The sequence below is a fragment of the Hyella patelloides LEGE 07179 genome, assembly GCF_900659865.1.
In the GTDB taxonomy this organism is placed as follows: Bacteria; Cyanobacteriota; Cyanobacteriia; order Cyanobacteriales; family Xenococcaceae; genus Hyella; species Hyella patelloides.
Map to the genome: position 1 here is coordinate 1 of NZ_LR214124.1, position 5,700 is coordinate 5,700.

General features: G+C 37.6%; 3 protein-coding genes. 1 reads left to right on the top strand and 2 read right to left on the bottom strand.

From position 1 onward, the window contains the following. Positions 1-145 precede the first annotated feature (145 nt). Positions 146-1,786, top strand: coding sequence for an MFS transporter (locus H1P_RS30335; protein ID WP_144874764.1), 1,641 nt, complete (start codon positions 146-148; stop codon positions 1,784-1,786). Positions 1,787-1,990: 204 nt separating this feature from the next. On the opposite strand, the gene H1P_RS30340 is transcribed toward H1P_RS30335, so the two are convergent. After that, a complete protein-coding gene (locus H1P_RS30340) occupies positions 1,991-4,606 on the bottom strand; it encodes an EAL domain-containing protein (protein WP_144874766.1) in 2,616 nt (871 codons plus the stop codon). Between the two features lie 232 nt (positions 4,607-4,838). Beyond that, positions 4,839-5,700 (bottom strand): carotenoid oxygenase family protein (locus H1P_RS30345; RefSeq protein WP_186376233.1); only part of this gene is annotated, 862 nt, incomplete at its 5' end.

The window sequence follows — 5,700 nt, forward strand, 5'->3', positions numbered from 1 at the left end:
CAATCCCAGAGGTCAATTTATATATTGTCTATATGAACTAAAGTGTTAAGGATTTATTGCAATATAGTCATAAGTAATGTATTCGATAGAGAATTGTAAAGCATCTTACTCAATATAATTTTAGAGGTAAAGAGCTAGAAGAGTTATGAAACCAGAAAAATTAAACTTTACCACAAAATTAGCTTACGGTTCAGGAGACATGGGTCCTGCAATTACCGCTAATATATTAGTATTCTTTTTGCTGTATTTTTTCACTAATGTGGCGGGTTTACCCCCAGGGATGGCAGGAAGTATCCTCGCTATTGGTAAGATTGGAGATGCGATTAATGACCCCATTGCAGGTATTTTAAGCGATCGCACTCGAAGTAAATGGGGAAGGCGTATTCCTTGGATGTTGTTTGGGACAATTCCTTTTGGTTTATTCTTTTTTCTCCAATGGCTAGTACCAGAATTTAGTAGCGATCCTAACGTCAATGATTGGTGTTTGTTTGCTTATTATATAGTAATTGCTATTCTATTTAATCTTGCTTATACTGCGGTTAATTTACCCTATACAGCCCTGACTCCAGAATTAACTCAAGACTATAACGAACGAACTAATCTTAATAGTTTTCGCTTTGCTTTTTCCATTGGTGGCAGTATTTTATCTTTAATTTTAGCAACTTTTATTTTTCAGGCTTATCCTGACGATCCTGTAAGACAATACTTTGTTTTAGGCTTAGTTAGTAGTATTATCTCGATGGTAGCCCTATTGTGGTGTATTTTTCGTATCCAAGAAAGAGGCTCTGAACCAATATTAAATCAACAGCTTAAAAAAGTAGTTGGCTTTATTGTAATTGCTACGGGTAGTATTTTTTTAGGATTAGGACTTTCTCAAATAATCAATAGTGTCAACGGCATTAACGTTTATGGAATTTTAGGTACTCTAACTGGTATACAATTTCTTTTCTTTGGTCTGACCTTAATTCGCTCTAAAACAGAATTTCATTTGTGTGATTCCGAAGCCATAAAACATCGAAACAAAGCCCAAGAAACACCCTCGATTTCTATAAAAGAACAATTAAAAATCGCTTTTAATAATAAAGCTTTTCTTTATGTAATTGGTATTTATTTATGCTGCTGGCTAGCCGTACAATTAACAGCATCTATTCTTATTTATTACGTAGTGAGTTGGATGGGAATGGAAGAAGCTGCCTTCCCGACAGTTGCGATCGCAGTTCAAGGAACGGCTTTAGTAATGTTATTTGTTTGGAAATTTGTTAGTGAAAAAATTGGCAAAAGAGCCGTCTTGTTTATTGGTACAGCAATTTGGATTGTAGCTGAAGTAGGTTTATTTATAATTGGTCCAGGACAAATCAGAGAGCTTTATATCTTAGCAAGTATGGCTGGAATTGGTGTTTCTGTAGCTTATTTAATACCCTGGTCAATGATACCAGATGTTATAGAACTAGATGAATTAAATACAGGTCAAAGAAGAGAAGGTATTTTTTATAGTTTTATGGTATTGTTGCAAAAGTTTGGTTTAGCTTTAGCTCTATTTTTGGTCGGACAAGCATTAGAATGGTCGGGATTTATTACCAGACAACCAGGAGAGCCAATACCAGTACAACCAGATAGTGCATTACTCGCAATTAGAGTTGCTGTTGCTCCCTTACCCACCGTAGTTTTAATTATTGGTTTAGTGTTAGCTTACTTTTATCCGATTACCAAAGAAGTCCATGCAGATATTCTCTTAAAATTACAAGCTAGAAAAAGTGGCGTTGGTGATTTAAGTAATGACGCATAAAATGTTACTTTTCGTAGCTCTAAGCTATAAGCTCTAAGCTCTAGGCTTTTAAGAACTTTTTATTCGCTCATTAAGTTAACTTAAATAGAGTTGAAGCATTACATATTCAGCAACGACGAAAAAATAAAATAAGTTAGAGATATTTCGCCGAAACTTTTGTACGGTAGTTATAATTCATGAATGTAAAAACGCCATAGATTTTTTTTAACCAAGAACAAGAGGTATTGGTCGAGCAATACCGTATCCTTGAGCATAATCTATCCCGATTTCTTGCAATTTTTGCAAAATAGCTTTATCTTCGACAAACTCAGCCACAGTTTTAATCTGCATAATTTGAGCGATCTGATTAAAGTATTCTACTGTGGCGCGATCTACTCGCTCCTCGACAATGTTTTTAACAAAGCTACCGTCTATTTTTAAATAATCGACAGATAAATTTTTGAGATAATTTAGAGAACTCATGCCACTCCCAAAATCATCCAAAGCAATCGAACAACCTAATTCTTTTAATTCTTGAATAAACTTAGCTGCGGTGGCAAGATTAGAAATAGCTACTGTTTCTGTAATTTCAAAACAAATTGTCGAAGGAGCGATTTGAAAGCGAGTAAATTGTTCTTTGAGAAAAAGACGAAAACTTTGGCTACTGATACTCGCTCCAGAAAGATTGATCGCATATAAGCTATTGGACTGAGCTTTTTTTGGCTCTCCACCTTGTTGATAGTGACGTTCATAGTCAGCTAAAAAATGATTGATAACCCAGCGATCTATAGCTGGCATAAGGTCATAACGCTCTGCTGCGGGGATGAAAGCACCAGCAGTTATAACTTGTCCTTGCTCATCCCTGAGACGCAGTAGTATTTCATAGCGATCGACTTCTTCCTCGTCTTTAATTGAGACAATTTTTTGTGAGTAAAGACAAAAGCGGTTTTCTGACAGAGCTTGATTTAATCTGATAATCCACTGTCTTTCTCCAAGATTCTTGGCTAATTCAGCATCGTTATCTTGATAAACATGAACACAGTTACGACCATTCGCTTTAGCCGCATAACAAGCTGCATCGGCAGCATTTAATAAACTACTTAAATTTTCAGTGTTAGAGTTGATTTCCACTAAACCAATACTGACTCCAATAGCAAAAGCTTGCCCCTCCCAAGTAAAATGAAAATCTTCAATCCATTGTCTGAGATTGTTGGCAATTTTGGTAGCTACTTCTAAAGGACACTGATACAGCAAAAAGCCAAATTCATCACCACCTAAGCGAGCCAGAATGTCAGCAGAACGAATCCGTTGATTGAGTAGTTGAGTTACTTGTCTTAGTAATTCGTCTCCAGCAGCATGACCGCAAGTATCGTTAACTATTTTGAATCGGTCTAAATCTAGATAGCAAAGAGCGTGTTGATGACCTTCATTTTGAGCAATGGCGATCGCTTCTGCCACTTTTTTCTCGAATTCACGCCGATTATATAAGCATGTTAAAGCATCATGAGTTGCTTGCCAAGACAGTTGATTAGTCAAATCACGAGACTCTGTAACGTCGTGAAAAACAATAACCGTACCAATTATTCGACCCAGGCGATCCCGAATTGGCGCAGCCGAATTTTCAATCGAGTATTCCGTTTCATCGCGAGCAATTAGTATAGTGTGATTAGCTAAACCAAACACTCTATTTTCTCGTAATACCTTTTCTACAGGATTGGGGACTGGTTCTCTCGTGTGTTCATTGATGATGCGAAATATATCCGTTAAAGGCTGGTGTTTAGCCTCTGAAATTCTCCAGCCAGTTAACCTTTCTGCCATCGGGTTAAAATTGACGATTTTACCCATCACATCAGTAGTTATTACCGCATCACCGATAGATTGCAAAGTAACTTGAGCTAATTCTTTTTCTTGTTGTAATTGATTTGTTTTCTCTTCTAACTCTTGTTGTAAAGTTCCGATGATCCCAAAAAGTTCGGCTGGATCGAGAACTTTCAACATATCGTATTGATTAATAATTCCCTGTAGTTCTCCTTGTTTTCCTATTACTACTAACCTACGTACCCGCAGTGAGTCCATCTGCTGATGTACTTGCATCAGCGAGTCTGTAGTCTTAACACATACCAAGGGTGTACTCATGACGGTTTGAGCGATTGTGTTAATTAAATCTAGACCTAGTATTTGAAATTGGACGATATCTCTTTCGGTAACAATCCCTACAGGAATAGACAATGAACTCAAATCACGCTCGGCTAGTTCAGTAACTTCTTCTGGCTGTTGAGGAGAAACAATTACAACACAACTACTCCGATTGTCTGCCATCATCTGCGACAAACTCAACACTGATGAAGTTTCGGGAGCTTCCAGAACTTGAAGTGTCATTGCTTCATCGACACGGCGAAATTTGAGCATATTAGATGGATGTAAAGCTCGGCTAATCGTATTAACAGTGACAATTCCCTCTAATTGTCCATGAGCGTCTACGATTGGCAGATGTCTAATTTTTTTCTGACGTAGAATTGCCAGTATTGTTTGAACATCCAAAAACTCAGATTTTTTGAGGGTAATGAGTTGTTTCGTCATTACTGCGTCCACTTTTGTCTCTACCAAATTAGTTTCTGCCGAGGTCAACTTAACGATATCGCGCTCGGTTATAATTCCTACAAGTTGCAATTTTTCTACTACTAAAACATAGCTGTAGCGACGATAAGTTGACTGGTTTGGCTCTTTCTGATTCATTTTGGCTAGAGCCTCGATAACTCTCATTTGAGAATCAACAGTAGGAGGAGCAACTTCAATTACATCTTCTGGTTGAAGAAACTGATAAGGAGAATTAGTGTTCACAAGCGAGTGGGGGTAAAATTATCGAGCTTAATTTTCACTCATATCCTAATCGCTTAATACTTAATTGACCCTAACTGAAAAAAGAAAATCAAATTTCAAATCAATAGCGATCGCCCTAAAACAAGAATTATACACGAGCTTCAAGGCGATCGCTACTCCCAATCAAAATAGGTTTTCGTAAGCTTTGGAACGCTCGTCAAATTAAATACCTCAGAGCCAACCCACTATCATCTTAGAAAACAGAATCAGTCCAACTACCATGCAAACCATAGGGAATATGATGCTTGAGATGAAGCAACGCAACAGCATCTCCTTCTATGTTTTGAGCATCTAAAATAGCTAAAGTAGAACGATGGTTTTTACCATCATAAACAAGAGTTAACACCCAGCCTTCATCTTCTTGCTTACCTCCTTGTCTGGGAACAAATATAGGTTCGCTAACATAACCATGGGGAGCAAAGGAATGAGACTGTTTTTCTCCTGTCTCCCAATCTAGTTTTAAAATAGCTTGTAAGGGTGCATTACGACCAGTATCTTGATGAGCAGCACCCATAAATAAGTAGCGATAGTCTCTACCTACTCGATCTGGATGGATGGTAGGAAATTCACAGCAGCAAGGCTCTACTAATTTTCGTTCTACAGTACCATCTTGCAAGTTAAGGGTGAATCTCCATAACTTTCCAGGATCGAGTTTGTCAAAATCTGCTTCTTTATAATTCGCATCGGCTTGTACTTGAGGAAGAGACGCGTAAGCAATAGAGTCTATGCAAACCTGATTTTCTTTTTCAAAAGCATTAGCGTGATGAAACACAAAACCCGAATCTACTTCAAAGATTTTAACTTCTTTATTTTTAGGATCGCGAGGAATTAAAACCACACGAGTTGGCTTTCCTGGTTGAAATTCAACACATTCCCCCGCACCACGAATTCCCAAAAGAAAGGGAAGGGGGTTAAAGTTAACAGGGTTTTGAAAAAATATGCAGTAATGGGGAGTAATGGCAAAATCGTGAATAAAAGAGAAGCCAGGAATACTATGGGAATGACGGCGCAATAATTTTCCGTCAGGTGCTAATTCAAAGATAGTAATGGTGCTA

Bases quoted from the DNA above. Each gene is read 5' to 3' on its own strand.
- H1P_RS30335 (WP_144874764.1), top strand. From the start codon at position 146: ATGAAACCAGAAAAATTAAACTTTACCACAAAATTAGCTTACGGTTCA.